Source organism: Arthrobacter flavus (assembly GCF_039526005.1).
In the GTDB taxonomy this organism is placed as follows: Bacteria; Actinomycetota; Actinomycetes; order Actinomycetales; family Micrococcaceae; genus Arthrobacter_D; species Arthrobacter_D flavus.
Window position 1 is genome coordinate 130912 of the sequence record NZ_BAAAIJ010000056.1, and the last position, 14811, is coordinate 145722.

The 14811-nt window shown below is 64.8% G+C and carries 14 protein-coding genes; 9 read left to right on the forward strand and 5 right to left on the reverse strand.

What is annotated here, in order from left to right; translation table 11 throughout:
- Positions 1-606: HNH endonuclease (locus ABD059_RS14665; protein WP_343881349.1), on the forward strand; the 606-nt coding region annotated here is incomplete at its 5' end.
- Between the two features lie 131 nt (positions 607-737).
- On the opposite strand, the gene ABD059_RS14670 is transcribed toward ABD059_RS14665, so the two are convergent.
- Positions 738-1469 (reverse strand): ferritin-like fold-containing protein, encoded by a 732-nt coding sequence (locus ABD059_RS14670; RefSeq protein ID WP_343881351.1) that lies wholly within the window; start codon positions 1467-1469, stop codon positions 738-740.
- 96 nt (positions 1470-1565) lie between these two features.
- Between ABD059_RS14670 and ABD059_RS14675 the strand changes: the two genes are divergently transcribed.
- The 3 genes from ABD059_RS14675 to ABD059_RS14685 all read left to right on the forward strand — a co-directional run bounded on the left by ABD059_RS14675 (position 1566) and on the right by ABD059_RS14685 (position 5908).
- Positions 1566-3068: an RNB domain-containing ribonuclease gene (locus tag ABD059_RS14675; protein WP_343881353.1), complete on the forward strand. Its 1503-nt coding sequence runs from the start codon at positions 1566-1568 to the stop codon at positions 3066-3068.
- 247 nt (positions 3069-3315) lie between these two features.
- Positions 3316-5040, forward strand: a complete 1725-nt coding sequence (locus ABD059_RS14680; RefSeq protein ID WP_377959676.1) for a DEAD/DEAH box helicase — start codon at positions 3316-3318, stop codon at positions 5038-5040.
- A gap of 7 nt (positions 5041-5047) precedes the next feature.
- A complete protein-coding gene (locus tag ABD059_RS14685) occupies positions 5048-5908 on the forward strand; it encodes a DNA-methyltransferase (RefSeq protein ID WP_343881355.1) in 861 nt (286 codons plus the stop codon).
- A gap of 25 nt (positions 5909-5933) precedes the next feature.
- On the opposite strand, the gene ABD059_RS14690 is transcribed toward ABD059_RS14685, so the two are convergent.
- On the reverse strand, positions 5934-6779 hold the full coding sequence (locus tag ABD059_RS14690; RefSeq protein WP_343881357.1) for a PHP domain-containing protein: 846 nt from the start codon (positions 6777-6779) through the stop codon (positions 5934-5936).
- Between the two features lie 78 nt (positions 6780-6857).
- Here ABD059_RS14690 and ABD059_RS14695 point away from each other — a divergent pair, with 78 nt between their 5' ends.
- Together ABD059_RS14695 and ABD059_RS14700 are read left to right on the forward strand one after the other, a co-directional pair.
- Positions 6858-8444 (forward strand): aminopeptidase P family protein, encoded by a 1587-nt coding sequence (locus ABD059_RS14695; protein WP_343881359.1) that lies wholly within the window; start codon positions 6858-6860, stop codon positions 8442-8444.
- Positions 8445-8447: 3 nt separating this feature from the next.
- Positions 8448-9371, forward strand: coding sequence for a macrolide 2'-phosphotransferase (locus tag ABD059_RS14700; protein WP_343881361.1), 924 nt, complete (start codon positions 8448-8450; stop codon positions 9369-9371).
- On the opposite strand, the gene ABD059_RS14705 is transcribed toward ABD059_RS14700, so the two are convergent.
- The gene (locus ABD059_RS14705) at positions 9368-10258 is read right to left on the reverse strand and encodes a general stress protein (protein ID WP_343881363.1); all 891 of its coding nucleotides are present in this window, start codon (positions 10256-10258) and stop codon (positions 9368-9370) included. The two genes, ABD059_RS14700 and ABD059_RS14705, sit on opposite strands and share 4 nt — an antisense overlap.
- Before the next feature lie 118 nt (positions 10259-10376).
- Between ABD059_RS14705 and ABD059_RS14710 the strand changes: the two genes are divergently transcribed.
- Genes ABD059_RS14710 through ABD059_RS14720 form a run of 3 tightly spaced genes read left to right on the forward strand, consistent with a single transcriptional unit; the run spans position 10377 to position 13361 of the window.
- Positions 10377-11657, forward strand: coding sequence for a magnesium transporter MgtE N-terminal domain-containing protein (locus ABD059_RS14710; RefSeq protein ID WP_343881366.1), 1281 nt, complete (start codon positions 10377-10379; stop codon positions 11655-11657).
- On the forward strand, positions 11650-12246 hold the full coding sequence (locus ABD059_RS14715) for a DUF1003 domain-containing protein (protein WP_343881368.1): 597 nt from the start codon (positions 11650-11652) through the stop codon (positions 12244-12246). The genes ABD059_RS14710 and ABD059_RS14715 overlap by 8 nt, the downstream gene beginning before the upstream one ends.
- Positions 12243-13361 (forward strand): Mrp/NBP35 family ATP-binding protein, encoded by a 1119-nt coding sequence (locus tag ABD059_RS14720; RefSeq protein WP_343881370.1) that lies wholly within the window; start codon positions 12243-12245, stop codon positions 13359-13361. Before ABD059_RS14715 ends, ABD059_RS14720 begins: the two co-directional genes overlap by 4 nt.
- A gap of 23 nt (positions 13362-13384) precedes the next feature.
- Here ABD059_RS14720 and ABD059_RS14725 read toward each other — a convergent pair whose 3' ends face one another.
- Together ABD059_RS14725 and ABD059_RS14730 are read right to left on the reverse strand one after the other, a co-directional pair.
- Positions 13385-13795, reverse strand: a complete 411-nt coding sequence (locus ABD059_RS14725) for a sec-independent translocase (protein ID WP_343881372.1) — start codon at positions 13793-13795, stop codon at positions 13385-13387.
- 41 nt (positions 13796-13836) lie between these two features.
- On the reverse strand, positions 13837-14811 hold the full coding sequence (locus tag ABD059_RS14730) for an anti-sigma factor family protein (protein WP_343881374.1): 975 nt from the start codon (positions 14809-14811) through the stop codon (positions 13837-13839).

Genomic DNA, 14811 nt, shown 5'->3' on the forward strand with positions numbered 1-14811 from the left:
GGCACCACTGGCAATCCAGGCACCACCAGCACACACACCACCGGCGCTCCAGCAACCGGCGTTCCAGGGACCGCTGGCGGTGGGGGTGTATCCAGCGGTGCTGGTGGGGTGGATTTGGCGGCGGTGCTGGGGGTGCACCCGGTGGTGTTCGTGACCGTACCCGTGATGACCCTGCTCGGCGGCGACGCACCAGCGGACCTGGCCGGGTATGGGCCGATCGACCCGGACACCGCCCGGAACCTCGCCGCCCACGCCCCAGGATTCACCCGGATCCTCACCCACCCTGAGACCGGTGCTGTCCTGAGCGTCGGCCGGGACCGGTACGCGGTCCCGGAAAGTCTCCGACGGACCATACTCGTCAGGGACAAAACGTGCCGCCATCCCGGCTGCAACCGGCCAGCCCCGGCTTGCGACCTCGACCACACCATCCCCTGGCACCAGGGCGGGACCACCAGCTACGACAACCTCGCAGCCCTCTGCCGCAAACACCACAAACTCAAAACCGACGGCTACTGGCACTACCAGCAACCCGACCCCGGCACCCTCACCGCCACTTCACTCACCGGCAAAACCTACACCACCAACCCCGACCCACCACCCTTCTAAAAAGGGGACCGGAACAGACCCGAATGGGCTGGCGCAATGCGCCGAGGAGCAGGGTAAGACAAAAGGTTGGGCGCACGCTCAGCGCGGACACCGCGAGGGGCGACAAGACGGGAGCAGCCTCCCGAAGACCACTACGCAGTCAGTCCGAGTAGGCTCATGCGGCGTGAATGATTACGGGTGAGCTGAGAAAACAACAGCAGTGTTTCCTTTTCCTGGTCGTCTTCGGCTCCTGCGAACAGCAGCGCGCCGAGGAATGCCCGCTCAATGCCGATGCGCTGCGCCTGGGTGAGAGCCTCCCCGACGAGACGCCTACCCCACAATGCCAGCCGGGAAGCCAACCGTGGGTCATCGGCAAGTGCCTCCTGCAGCCGTTCCTGCAGCAGCGGCCCCTGTTCATCGGCAGACTGGATCCGCCCGATCAGCTCTTGGGTCGATGCATCCAGCCGTCCGGCGAGCGCCGTATAGAAGTCGTCGGAGATCGCGTCGATCACGTATGCCTTCATCAGCGATTCGTACCAGTCGGCTGGCCGGGTTCGCTCGTGGAAGGAATCGATTGACGGTTGGAAGGGGGACATTGCGGTTTCGACGTCCACTCCCAACGCAGCCAGATGGTGGCTGACCATTTCGAAGTGTTCAAACTCAATGACAGCCAACCTGCCAAGGGTGGCCCGGTCATGGAGGGTGGGCGAGAAGCGCGCGTCTGAGGACAGCCGCTCGAATCCTGAGAGTTCGCCGTAGGCCATCACCCCGAACAGGTCAACGATGAACCGTGCGTAGCGGGGGTCGGCAGGGAGCCGGGGCTGCGTTCCGGCGGTGTGCTCGTCGGAATCCTGCTCGGGCGGGGAGGACGGCAGTGAACTCATGGGGTTAAGGGTACCGGTGCCCGAACTCCTGAACCCCGGTGACGCGCGCTGCGCTTGATCAGGCGGGCGGTTGATCGGTGTATTACGGTTGAGATTGTGCCGTACTCGCATCTTGATTTGTCGAATCGGAATTCCCAACTGCAGCTGACCCGTTCCCTGCAGCTCCTCCGGGAGGAGCTGGGCCTTGAGTCCGACTTCCCACCCGAGGTGCTCGCCGAAGCTGAGCACGCGGTCAGGAATCATTCACGGCCGGATACCGACCTGACCGACCTCGGCTTCATCACTATCGATCCACCCGGATCCATCGACCTGGATCAGGCAGTCCATCTGGAACGCCGCGGGTCCGGGTACCGGGTCTGGTATGCAATCGCCGATGTGCCGGCCTTCGTGGCCCCGGGCGGCTCGATTGATCTGGAGGCCCGACGCCGTGGCCAGACTGTCTACGCCCCGGACGGCAGGATCTCGCTCCACCCCGAGATCATTTCCGAGGATGCCGCCAGTCTTCTGCCGGGGCTGGTTCGACCGGCCTACGTGTGGCAGTTTGAGCTGAACGAGGCGGGCGAGGTCCAGGACACGGACCTGCGCCGAGCACTCATCCGCAGCCGGGCCCAGCTGACCTACGAACAGGTACAGCGCGACATTGACTCGGGCGGCGCCCCCGACAACCTGCTGCTACTCAGGGAAGTGGGGCTCCTACGGATCGAGCTGGAACGTCTCCGAGGAGGCGCCAGCCTCAACCTTCCCGAGCAGGAGATAGCCAACGACGGCGACAGGTACTTCATTCTGACGTCGCCGCCGCTCCCGGCGGAAGATTGGAACGCACAAATTTCCCTGATGACGGGGATGGCCGCGGCTCAGTTGATGATCGACGGAAAGATCGGCGTCCTGCGTACCATGCCCCCACCGGATCGGGAGTCCGTCTCCCGTTTTCGCCGTCAGGCACGGGTGCTCGGCACGCCCTGGCCGGAGGGTATGGCGTACGGGGAATTCCTGCGCAGCCTTGACACCACCGACCCCCGCCAACTCTCACTGATGCATGCGGCGGCGTCCCTGTTCAGGGGCGCTGGCTATACAGCGTTCGATGGCGAGCTCCCCGCCGCCATGAGCCAGGCCGCCATCGCCGCTCCCTATGCGCACACCACTGCGCCGCTGCGACGGCTGGTTGACCGTTTTGTTCTGGTGATCTGCGCTGCCCTGTGCGGCGACACCGAGGTCCCGGCGTGGGCCCGCGACGCGCTGCCGGAACTCAACTCGTTAATGAACTCGTCCAACCAGCTATCCTCCCGGATGGAACGCGGCGCGCTGGACGCCGTCGAGGCAGCGCTGCTGAGTAATCTGGTGGGACAGGAGTTCGACGCCGTCGTCATCTCCGGGGCGAAACCGCCGAACGGCAACTCGCACAACGGCTATCTGCCAGTCGGAACCATCCAGCTGGCCAACCCGGCCTTCGAAGCCAGGTGCGAGGGGGACCTGGTTGCCGGCGAGGCTGTCAGGGTGCGCCTGGTACGCGCCGACATCGATGCCCGCATTACCCGCTTCGTATTGATCAATGACCCGCCCAGTACCGGCGTGTCGGGCACGCCCGCTGGGGCAGGGTAGAGTTTACTGCGTAGTAATGGATGCCCGGTCGTACTCATCATTTCCTGATAAGTTACCCCTGACCCGCAAGTACCTACGCGATCTTGAGTTCTTCTTAGCCGACAGGATTCGTCCGAATTCCCGGCCTGCAGTCGTAAGCCCGCGATCGGCTTCCACTGGACGCCGTACGCCTGTTCCTCCGGGCTGACCACACGTCAGCCACCCGTCGAGATCCAGCAGCCGTACGGCCTAAATGAACGGTATTTAATTGAACACTGAAGACACCCAGGTGACAGACACCCATCACCTCCATGCTGACAACAGCGACGACGAGATCTTCGTCGAGGAGACACTGGTAACCACCGAGGAGCCCCACAAAGAGGCCGAAGAGACGTTCGCGGACTTCAATGTTCGTGCCGACATTGTGGAATCCCTGGCTGATGCCGGGATCATCCACCCTTTCCCCATTCAGGCCATGACCCTGTCAATCGCCCTGGGCGGACATGACATCATCGGCCAGGCCAAGACTGGCACCGGTAAGACACTAGGCTTCGGCATTCCGGCCCTGCAGCGCGTGGTCGCCCCCAAGGACGACGGTTACGACCGCCTGCCTGTGCCCGGCGCCCCACAGGCACTCATCGTGGTCCCCACCCGCGAACTCGCCGTCCAGGTTGCTGGCGACCTCACCACCGCCGCCAAGAAGCGTCACGCCCGGATCGTCACCATTTACGGTGGCCGCGCCTACGAGCCCCAGATCGAGGCGCTCAAGAACGGCACCGAGATTGTGGTCGGTACCCCCGGCCGTTTGATCGACCTGTACCGCCAGAAGCTGCTCTCCCTCGCCAATGTGAAGCTCGTCGTGCTGGATGAGGCCGACGAAATGCTCGACCTCGGGTTCCTGCCCGACGTCGAAACGTTGATCGCTGGCACCCCAGCGGTACGGCAGACGATGCTGTTCTCAGCCACCATGCCCGGCCCAGTGGTAGCTATGGCACGCCGGTACATGACCCAGCCAACCCACATCCGTGCGGCTGACCCCGAAGACGAGGGAATCACCAAGAAGGATATCCGCCAGGTCATCTACCGGGCACATAACCTTGACAAGGCCGAGGTGGTGGCCCGGATCCTCCAGTCACGGGGCCGTGGACGCACCATCATTTTCACCAAGACCAAACGCACCGCCGCCAAGCTGTCCGAGGAACTGATCGACCGTGGCTTCGCGGCCGGGGCTATCCACGGCGACCTGGGCCAGGGCGCCCGGGAGCAGGCGCTGCGGGCGTTTCGCGGGGACAAGATTGACGTCCTCGTGGCCACCGAGGTGGCAGCCCGGGGCATCGACGTGGAAGACATCACCCACGTAATCAATTACCAGTGCCCCGAGGACGAAAAGGCCTACCTGCACCGGGTTGGCCGCACCGGTCGGGCCGGCAAGAAGGGCACCGCCGTCACCTTCGTGGACTGGGACGATATGCCACGCTGGGGCCTGATCAACAAGGCCCTTGGTCTTAACGCTGCCGAGCCGGTCGAGACCTATTCCTCATCCCCACACCTCTACGAGGAACTTGACATCCCCGAGGGCACCAAGGGGCGGCTGCCCCGCGACAAGCGGACCCTCGCAGGCATCAACGCCGAAACACTCGAGGATCTCGGCGAGACCGGCAAGAAGCACCGTGCAGCACCCGAGTCACACGGCTCCGGCCGGGGACGCGGCGCGGAGCGCTCCGGCAGCGGTGACCGCTCCCGCAGCGGCGATCGCTCACGGTCATCGGATCAGCGCGACTCCCCGAGGTCCGGCGAAAACTCGGGTAACCGCCGCCGTCGTTCGGGCGGATCAGCCGGAGAATCGGGCGCGTCCCGCCCGAGCACGGCCAGCTCGCCGGCATCGGGTGCGGACAATGCACCGGCCGCCGACCGTCCGCGCCGTAGCCGTTCCCGCACCCGGAGCCGCAACGGCGAGGTAGTGAACAAGCCTGCCACCGGAGCCGAGGGCTAGGTACAACATGCCCGTCCCCGCCACGGTGCCGGTGTGGCGTCCGGACGGCAGCAACCTGGTGGTGCACGCCGACAACGCCGATTACCTCCCGACGCTGCCTGACAACTCCTTCACCATGATCTACGTTGACCCGCCCTTCAACACGGGGCGGGCCCAACGGCGCCAGCAGACGTCGATGGTCCGCTCCATTGATGGGACCGGGGACCGGATCGGGTTCAAGGGGCACAGCTACTCGACAGTCAAGGGGATGCTGGCAAGCTACGACGACGTCTTCGAGGATTACTGGGAGTTCCTGGCTCCCCGCCTCGCTGAAGCGTGGCGGCTCCTCACCGACGACGGCACCCTGTATGTGCATCTGGATTACCGGGAAGTGCACTACGTCAAGGTGATGCTTGACGCCCTATTCGGCAGGGACAGCTTCCTGAACGAGATCATCTGGGCCTACGACTACGGTGCCCGTGCAAAAACCCGGTGGCCGGCCAAACACGACAACATTCTGGTGTACGTGAAGAACCCCTCGAACTACTATTTCGACAGCGCAGGGGTGGACCGCGAACCCTATATGGCGCCAGGGCTGGTCACCCCGGAGAAGGCTGCCCTGGGTAAACTGCCCACCGATGTCTGGTGGCATACCATCGTCTCTCCCACCGGCCGGGAAAAGACCGGCTACCCCACCCAGAAACCCGAGGGGCTCCTCCGCCGGGCGGTCACTGCCAGCAGCCGCGAGGGTGACTGGGTACTCGACTTCTTTGCCGGATCAGGAACCATCGGCGCGGTGGCAGCGAAACTGGGCCGCCGGTTCGTCTGCGTTGACCAGAACCCGCAGGCGATCGACGTGATGAAGGCCAGGCTCGGCCCCTACTGCTGACCGGTTCCCGCTTCGAGCGGGGTGTTCAGCGAACGACGACCGACCCGGTGGCTAACGCTTCAATTTGCGCGAGCACGTCGGGGACAGTGAGGTTCTCCCCCAACCGATTCGGTTTTCCTTCCCCGTGGTAATCGCTGGACCCGGTGGCGAGTAAGCCATGCCTGGCGGCGATGCGCCGCAGGTCGCGGCGGCCAGGTTCCGGATTGTCGCGATGCTCGATCTCCAGGCCCTGCAATCCTGCGTCGATCATCTGGCCCATCACGTCGTCACCCACAATCCGGCCTCGGGCCGATGCCACTGGGTGGGCGAAGACCGCAACGCCGCCCGCCGCGCGAATCAGTTCCACCGCCTGTGCCGGGTGCGGTGCGTAATGGCCTACCCAGTAGGGGGACGTCGCCGTGAGGATATGGGTGAAGGCTTCACTCCGGTTGGAGACGATACCCAGCGCCACCAGAGAATCAGCGATATGCGGGCGCCCGACGGTTGCCCCGTCCGCGATGTGCTCCTGCACATCGGACCAGGTAATCGGATAGTCGGCTCCGAGGCGCTCAACCATCCGCTCAGCCCGCGTCAGCCGGGCATCCCTGGACCGGAGAATTTCTGCCATCAGGCCGGGGTGCAGCGGATCGTGCAGGTAGGAGAGCACATGAACGCTAATGCCCGTATCAGTCCGGCACGACACTTCCATGCCAGGGACCAGCGCCACACCGTGCGCGCGCGCCGCGACCGCAGCTGCTGCCCAGCCCGCGGTCGAGTCGTGATCGGTCAGCGCAATCACATCAAGGTCCGCGTCCAGCGCCGCTTTGATCAGGTCTGCAGGACTTTCGGTGCCGTCCGAAACGGTCGAATGCGTGTGTAGGTCAATTCTCACCCACCTAATCTACGCCCGCACTGGAGCTGCCCCTGACAACTGTTTGGTTGCCTCCGACACCGGTGAGATCATGGACTGGTGAGTACAGCAGAGAACAACACCCTGTCCCAGACCGCCGCCGCGCTCTCCACCACCGAAGAGCAGCCTCTTGTTGCCCGGAACGAGAACCGTTCCCAGCGCCCCGAATCGGAGGCGTTCAAAGCGTTCATGGCCCAGCAATGGGAACCGAAGCCCACCGAGCTGCCCGCCGAGGCTGAGGTGGCCCCGCACGCCGCCAAACGCCGTCGTACCATCTCGGACCTGTTCCCAGGCGAACGTCTCGTCATCCCCGCCGGGCCGTTCAAGGTGCGCTCCAACGACACCGACTACCGCTTCCGGCCGCACTCCGGGTTTGCGCACCTGACCGGTCTTGGGCTCGATCACGAACCCGATGCAGTGCTCATCATGGAGCCCACCGAGGCTGGCCTCGGCGACGACGGCGGACAGCATCACTCCACCCTGTACTTCAGGGAGCTCGCTGGTCACGACAACCCCGAGTTCTATGCCAACGCCCGCTATGGTGAGTTCTGGATCGGCTCACGACTGTCACACGCACAAATCAGGACCCTGCTTTCCATCGAGACGGCCGACCTTGCCGAACTGGAAGTCGCAGTCACCAAGGACGCAGGCGTCCCCGAGGTGGGAGGCATGCGGATCCGGTTGCTGCGCGAAGTCGACCTCAACGCCGACGCCCTCGTCGACACCTCCCGGATCAACACCGGCGTCGACCTGGAAAAGTCCGATGAGCTTGATGGCAAGCTCGCCGAAGCCCTCTCCGAACTGCGCCTGATCAAGGACGCCTGGGAGGTGGAGCAGATGAAGGTCGCCGTCGCGGCGACAGTCAACGGCTTCCACGAGGTGGTCAAGGAACTCCCCCGCGCCATCACCCACCATCGCGGTGAGCGTGTCGTCGAAGGAGCCTTCTTCGCACGCGCCCGTGAAGAAGGCAACGACCTGGGCTACGACACCATTGCCGCGTGCGGTAACAACGCCACGGTGCTGCACTGGATCCGTAACAACGGCCAGGTGCATGCGGGTGAACTCCTGCTCCTCGACGCGGGTGTCGAGGCTGACACCCTGTACACCGCGGACATCACGCGCACCCTCCCGGTCAACGGCAGGTACACCGACATCCAGCGGAAGATTTACCAGGCAGTCCTGGACGCTGCCGACGCCGGATTTGCGGCAGCCCAGCCGGGCCGCAAGTTCCGGGATGTCCACCAGGCAGCAATCACTGTTCTTGCGGAACGGCTCGACGCCTGGGGCCTCCTCCCGGTATCCCTCGAGGAAGCCCTGTCGCAGGACGGGCAGCACCACCGCCGGTGGATGCCGCACGGTACGAGCCACCACCTGGGCATGGACGTTCACGACTGCGCCCAGGCCAAACGCGAACTCTACCTGGACGGCATTCTGACCGAAGGTATGGTCTTCACCATCGAACCAGGCCTGTATTTCAAGGACGAGGACCTGGCGGTCCCCGAGGAGTTCCGCGGGATCGGGGTGCGGATCGAGGATGACATCCTGATGACCGCTGATGGCCCCGTGAACCTGAGCGCAGCGCTACCCCGCGAAGCCGACGACGTCGAAGCGTGGATGGCGGGGATTTACAGCCCCACCGGCGAGTAACCCGTGACCGCGACGTCGCGAGCGCCGTCACCTGCCGAGGTGACGGCGCTCGCCGCCGGGCACGGCCTTGAGCTGGATCCAGCGAGTGTCAGCTTCAACGAGGCAGGCCTCGACTACCGGGTGGCCTTCGCCAGCGGACGGGACGGCTCTCCATGGGTCCTCCGCCTGCCCCGCCGCCCTGATGTGGCGGCGAAACTGAGTGAGGAGGCTGCGATCCTCAGTTTCCTCAAGCCACGGTTGACGGTCGCTGTCCCCGATTGGAAGATCCAGTCGGCCGATCTGATCGCCTACCCGCTGCTCCCCGGCACACCCGGGCTGACCCTCGACCAGGAGGGGCAGCCGGTCTGGCACTACGACACCGGATCAGAGCACTATGCCACGTCACTGGGCCACCTCATCGCGGCCCTCCACACCCAGGACACGGTGGCGGCGGCGGCCGCCGGTGTACATACCAGGTCACCGCAACAGGTGCGGGACAGCTGGAGTGACAACGTTGCCCTGGCGCAGGACAACTTCACCGTGTCCCCAGGGCTGTCGTTACGGTGGTCCCGATGGCTTGACGACGACGCCCTGTGGCCAGAGCGAACGGTGCTGACCCATGGAGAGCTGTATCCGGCTCACCTTCTCCTCGGCGCCGATGACGGCATCGAGTCGGTCCTCGACTGGACCACAGCCGCCGTCGACGACCCGGCATTGGACTTCATGTTCCAGCACATGAGCGCACCGCCTGCCGTCTATGCCCTAACCGTTTCCGCCTACCGCGACGTTATGGGGCGGGAAGAGCCTCGGCTGGCTGACCGGTGCGCGGCGCTGATGGCCGCCAGCCCCGTCGGCTATGCCTGCTATGCGCTGCAGACTGGTGAGCCTGAGCATCTCGACGCCGCAACAACGCTGCTCCTCGCGGACTCCCCCAGCGAGAGCGGCTAGACCCGTTCGGAGGGCTGACCTGAATCCTCAGGCCCCTTCCCGTCGCTTTGATCACCGGCAGGGTTGCCCTCGGGTGGGGTAACCCGGACACCGTACTGCGGCCGCCCGTCAGGGAGGTCGGGGAACTGGCCGCGCCGGGGGCCGGTCGGGCTTGAGTCCTGCGACGCAGCTGCTGCGGTATCTGCACCCTGGTCCGGTGAGTTGCCCTGGGTGGCAGTCCCGGACCCGGGGGCACCGTGCTGCTGTGGATTCTGGATCGGCTGGGCGAGCGGGTCTTTCCAGGTCTGCGGCTGGCCAGGCTGGCCCGGCGTCTGTGGGCCGCTATCGGGCGTCGCTGCCGGGGGCGCTGCAGGTGGTTGCCACCCTTGCGCGGACCCGCCGGGGTGCTGAGCCTGACCGTTCATTGGCAACTGTTGCAACATCCGCCGGGCTTCACCGGCCGATTCCGGTTCGACGATGACGTCGTAGCTGGTGGCGATGACCTGGCTCGTGGAGGTGAAGTCCCGCTTGCCACGCTGGAAGGCATAGGTGATGACGCCAAACAGCATCCAGAACACGGCACCAAGCGCCATTGCGGTGAAGATGGGCAGGTACGCCCCGCCGTCGCCGAACAGCGTCAAGATCAGGCCTACGAAGAATCCGAACCACGCACCCGTTGCAGCGCTGGCCAGGGCCACCCGCGGGTAGCTGAGCCGGCCCGTCACTCGCTCAACAGTTTTCAGATCGCTGCCAATGATCGAGACTTTCTGCACGGGGAACTTGCTGTCGGCTAGGTAATCCACTGCCTTCTGCGCGTCCAGGTAGGCGCTGTACCGTCCAACCGTTTCGCCTTTGGGCAGGATGCGGCCTTCATCCCGTGACGCCGTTCGACCAAGCACATTTGACATGGTTCCATTCTCACCCAGAACAGCTGACCTGTGGGCCCGTATCGCTCGCAGTGAACTAGAGTTCCCCCGTCTCCGACCCAATAAGGCGGATGCGGCAGTTCCAAAGTAGCCTAGGCAGGTGAGTACTAATCCCACCCGCGTTTTCGTGGCGCGCCTGCTTGGCCTCGACGTGTTTGACCCACTGGGTGACCGTCTGGGCCGACTCCGCGATGCGGTGGTTCTTGACCTCGGCCCGAACACCGCGCCCCAGGCTGTTGGCCTGGTGGTGGAGGTGCCGGGTAAACGGCGGGTCTTTGTCCCGATGACCCGGGTCACGTCGATTGATTCGACCCAGATCATCTGCACCGGACTGGTGAACCTCCGCCGCTTCGAACAGCGCGGCGCCGAAATGCTGGTGGTGGGTGAGCTTTTCGACCGCCGGGTGACCCTGCGCGATGGGAGCGGCGAGGCGGTCATCGAGGATATCGCCATCGAGGTGGACCGCGCCGGCGACTGGCACGTATCGCAGGTATTCATCAGGCGCGGCTCGTCGTCGTCGGCGCTGCGTGGACTCCGCCGGGGCGAACGCCTCATTGTCGACTGGCTGGACGCCTACCACGGGGACGCCGCCGAACCGCAGGGAGCTTCCCAGTTCGTTGCGCAACACGAGGACCTCAAACCGGCCGACTTCGCGGACGCCCTGCACGAAATGAGTGACAAACGACGGACCGAAATCGCGGGTGCCCTGCAGGATGACCGGCTCGCTGACATCCTCCAGGAGCTCCCGGACGATGACCAGGTGCAGATCCTCTCATCCCTCCACCGTGAACGTGCCGCCGATGTGTTGGAGGAGATGGACCCCGACGACGCCGCGGACCTCCTCAACGAACTGCCCGAAGCGCAGAAGGAGGACCTCCTCGCCTTGATGGAGCCCGAGGACGCAGAGGATGTGCGGCGCCTGCTCCAATACGAGGAGGACACGGCTGGCTCCATGATGACCACCGTGCCGGTCATCCTCCCACCCGAGGCGACAGTGGCCGAGGCCCTCGCACATGTGCGGCGTGAGGAACTGACTCCAGCGTTGGCCTCATCGATTTTCGTGTGCCGACCGCCGCTTGAGACGCCCACCGGACGGTATCTCGGCGTCGTGCACATCCAGCAGCTGCTGCGATTCCCGCCGCCGGAACAGCTGGGGAATATCGTTGACACCGATCTGGAGCCCGTCGGGGATCAGGCCAACATCAGCGAGGTGGCCCGCATCCTTGCGACCTATAATCTGAACTCCATTCCCGTTGTTAATGCCGAAGGCCGGTTGGTCGGAGCGGTGACGGTCGACGACGTCCTCGACCACCTGCTGCCCGATGACTGGCGCGCTGCCAACGACTACCCGGGACTGACGAAGGGAGCAACCAATGGCTGAGCGGATCAAGACCACTGCGACAGGGCTCGACACCCCGCGCGAGAGCCGCAAACGCTGGCTGCCCCGTCTCCGGCCAAACCCGGACCGGTTCGGAAGTGCCACCGAAAACTTCGCCCGGTTCATGGGGACACCCCAGTTCCTGTTTTACATGACAGTCTTTGTTGCCCTCTGGCTCGCCTGGAACTCCTGGGCACCTGGCGGACTGCGTTTCGACAGCGCCGCCATTGGTTTTACCTTGCTGACCCTGATGCTCTCCCTCCAGGCATCCTATGCAGCGCCCCTGCTGCTTCTGGCACAGAACCGGCAGGACGACCGCGACCGGGTGTCATTGCGGCAGGATCGGCAGCGTGCTGAACGGAACCTCTCCGACACCGAGTACCTGACCCGGGAGATCGCTGAACTGCGGATCGCGATCCGTGAAGTTGCGACCCGCGATTACGTCCGGTCCGAACTGCGCTCAGTCCTTGAAGAGATCCTTGAGACCGCCGAGGACAAGAACACTGCCCTCCACAAAAAGTCGCGCCGGAAGGGCGGCGACCAGACGGCGTCGCTGCCGAAGCTGCAACCCAACCGGTCTGACCGGTTGTGACACTGCTTGAGCAGGTGGACGCAGCCCTCGCCACCGTGATTGACCCTGAACTTCGCAAACCGATCACCGAGCTGGGTATGGTTGCGGGCACCGATGTCGTCGACGGTGCCGTCACCGTCGAGGTGCTGCTCACCATTGCTGGTTGCCCGCTGCGCGGGACCATTACCCGCGACGTCGAGACCGCGGTGGGCCGCCTCCCCGGAGTCTCATCGGTGGACGTGCGGCTCTCAGTGATGACCCAGCAGCAACGCGACCGGCTCAAGGAACAGCTCAGGGGCCCCGGTGGCCGGAAGGGCATCCCGTTCAACGATGAGGGGTCGCTGACCCGGATCTACGCGGTGGCGAGCGGTAAGGGCGGGGTCGGAAAGTCGAGCGTCACCGTGAATCTTGCGGTGGCGATGGCCGCCCAAGGCCTGAGAGTGGGGATTGTCGACGCTGACGTTTACGGTTTTTCGGTACCTTCCCTGCTGGGAATCACCCAGCCGCCAACCCGGGTCGATGAGATGATCCTCCCGCCGGTCGCTTATGACGTCAAAGTCATTTCCATTGGCATGTTTATCGCCGGCAATCAGCCGGTCGCTTGGCGCGGGCCGATGCTCCACCGCGCACTTGAGCAGTTCCTCAGCGATGTGCACTTCGGCGATCTGGACGTCTTGTTCCTCGATCTTCCTCCTGGTACCGGGGACATCGCCATCTCTGTGGCCCAGCTGCTGCCCTCGTCGGAACTGCTGGTGGTCACCACTCCGCAGACGGCGGCCGCGGACGTCGCTGAACGCGCGGGGACACTGGCCAACCAGACGGGTCAGAAGGTTTCAGGGGTAATCGAGAACATGTCCTGGCTTGAGCTTCCCGGTGGGGAACGGATGGAACTGTTCGGCAAGGGCGGCGGGCTCGCCCTGACGGGTCGGCTCACTGAGGCCCTGGGCTACCCGGTCCCGCTCCTCGGCAGTGTCCCACTCGAGATTGCCCTTCGCGAGGGTGGGGATAGTGGGGAACCTATCGTCGATGGGACCAGCGAATCCGCGGCTGCGCAGGAACTTCGCCAGATCGCAGGCACCCTCGCCCGCCGTCCACGGGACCTCGGCGGGCGTCGACTGAATATCACTCCCACCTAGCCAGGCAGTAACCCTCTGGTGAGCTAGGTGGCTTCCACATCGAACGGCGCCAGCTGGCCGTCGCCGAGACGTGGTGACGTCGCAACTGACGGCAGCGGCCGCGACCGGGCGGGCGGCGTGACGGACCCCGGGGCCTCCGGGTTCGGCGCTCCCCCGCTGACAGGCTTGAAAGCGTCCTGGACGTCGTCGATCAGGGCTTCCTTGATGATCCGGCGCGGGTCGTACTGACGGGGATCGAGTTTGCGCCAGTCGACGTCGTCGAGCTCGGGGCCGACTTCCTCGCGGAGCTGCTCCCGGGCGCCGGACGCCATCCGTCGGAGGTCCTTTACCAGCCTGCCCAGCTGGGCGGCATACTCCGGCAGCCGTTCAGGTCCGAGAACCATGACGGCGATGACAGCCAGCAGCAAAAACTCGAGCCCGTTGATTCCAAACACTGAAGAAGACTACCTTTCGGCGGCGACAGGAGCTATTTGGCTCACTGTCCCGAGGCTGGCTGCGCCAGCTTGTTGAGCCCTCGAATGATCCTGCTTAGGGGGTCCTGCGGAGTCGGCTCGGTGGGGGCCAACCGGGAGTGCTCGGCCAGTACCAGCTGGCTGACAGCCTGCGGCATTTCCGCTGCGGGAAGGCTTGAGACAACGGTGTAGGTCACCGACTGGGAATCAAGAACCACCTGCCAGGAGTGCCCTGGGTGGACCCAGATTTGGCGTTGCATCCCGCCGATGCGTTCGAAGCCGTCGTCGACGACGGAGTTCCCTGTGAGGGCGTTGATGGGCGGTGACGCGACCGGTGCCCGGCCATCGCCGAGTTTGCGCTGTTCGTAGATCGTGACTGAGTCGGTTCCGTCGTTGAGCACCATCATGAGTGCGGGACGGTCAGCCACCGTGATGGCTTCCGCGCCCACGATACTGAAGCCCATCATTTCGAGGTCAGGACAGTGCCAGCCACCGCCCCGAAGCTCTTCGAGCTGATTGGCATCCAGCAGCGTAGGGGTGTCGGGTGCAACCGACTGCCAGCCGGCCATCAACGCCCCGCTTCGACCAGCGCCGGCGACGACCTCATCCTCCGATTCGATGCCAAGTGCATAGGCCCCGGTGAGCGTTGCGAGCGCAACCACGACCAACCCTCCGGTCACCGCCATCGGTGTGCGGTGACGTGAGGCAAAGCTCTCCAGCCTCCGGCGGGGTCCGTGCTGTTCCCGCCCGACGTCGTCGGGCGCGACCCCCGGGCGCGTCTCTGGGTTTTGCTGGGCGGTCGCCATAATGCGATCGAACAGATCGGCATCGGGACGTGGGATCTCGGAGCTTTGCAACCGGTTTCGGACACCCCTGTGCTCCCGCACGGTGTCCCGGCAGGAGGCGCAGCGGGTGAGGTGGCTTTCCACCGCCCTGCGGCGATCCAAGGGCAACTCACCGTCTGCGAAATCAGCTAGATGCCGCTTCGGATGTCGCAT

Coding starts and splice junctions, on each gene's coding strand:
- ABD059_RS14670 (WP_343881351.1), bottom strand. CDS start 1,469: ATGAGTTCACTGCCGTCCTCCCCGCCCGAGCAGGATTCCGACGAGCAC.
- ABD059_RS14685 (WP_343881355.1), top strand. CDS start 5,048: ATGCCCGTCCCCGCCACGGTGCCGGTGTGGCGTCCGGACGGCAGCAAC.
- ABD059_RS14705 (WP_343881363.1), bottom strand. CDS start 10,258: ATGTCAAATGTGCTTGGTCGAACGGCGTCACGGGATGAAGGCCGCATC.
- ABD059_RS14715 (WP_343881368.1), top strand. CDS start 11,650: ATGGCTGAGCGGATCAAGACCACTGCGACAGGGCTCGACACCCCGCGC.
- ABD059_RS14730 (WP_343881374.1), bottom strand. CDS start 14,811: ATGCGACATCCGAAGCGGCATCTAGCTGATTTCGCAGACGGTGAGTTG.